Here is an 885-nt window from a genome sequence, read left to right on the forward strand (position 1 = left end):
CCACGTGTTCGTCAACGCGCTGACCGGCGGCATCGAGATGGTGTCCACGGACATCCACGCGGCGAAGAACCGCGCGGTGTACTCGGCCAACAACGGCACCTCGCTGCCCGGCACGCTCAAGCGCTCCGAGGGTGGCGCGGCCACCGGTGACTCCCACGTGGACGAGAACTACAACCACCTGGGCACCACCTACGACTGCTACAGCGTGAACTTCGGCCGTGACTCGTACAACGGCTCGGGCGCGCAGCTGCGCAGCACGGTGCACTACAGCAGCAACTACACCAACGCCTTCTGGAACGGCAGCCAGATGGTGTACGGCGACAGCAACGGCACGCAGTCCGCGCCGCTGGGCAAGTCGCTGGACGTGACGGTGCACGAGCTGACGCACGCGGTGACCAGCTCCGAGTCCAACCTCACCTACTCCAACGAGTCCGGCGCGCTCAACGAGGGCCTGAGCGACATCTTCGGCGCCTACTGCGAGTCGTGGAGCCGCGGCTGGGTGGTGGACGCGGCGGTGTGGATGGTCGGCGACGACGTGTGGACGCCCAACACCCCGGGTGACGCGCTCCGCTACATGGCCAACCCCACGCAGGACGGCTCGTCCTACGACTACTACCCCACGCGCTACACGGGGACGTCCGACAACGGCGGCGTGCACTGGAACTCGGGCATCGCCAACCTGGCGTTCAAGCTGCTGACCACGGGTGGCACGCACCCGCGCGGCGTCACCACCACCAACGTGACGGGCATCGGCATCCAGAAGGCCGGTCAGATCTTCTACCGCGCCAACCGCGACCTGATGACGGCCTCCACCACCTTCGCCCAGGCGAAGACGTACACGGAGCAGGCCGCCACGCAGCTGGGCTACACCACGGCCGAGGTCGC

The 885-nt window shown here is 67.5% G+C and carries 1 protein-coding gene; it reads left to right on the plus strand.

Going from position 1 to position 885, the window contains the following annotated elements; all coding sequences use genetic code 11:
* Positions 1-885 (plus strand): M4 family metallopeptidase (locus Q664_RS39055; RefSeq protein WP_043408134.1); only part of this gene is annotated, 885 nt, incomplete at both ends.

Source organism: Archangium violaceum Cb vi76, assembly GCF_000733295.1.
Taxonomy (GTDB): Bacteria; Myxococcota; Myxococcia; order Myxococcales; family Myxococcaceae; genus Archangium; species Archangium violaceum.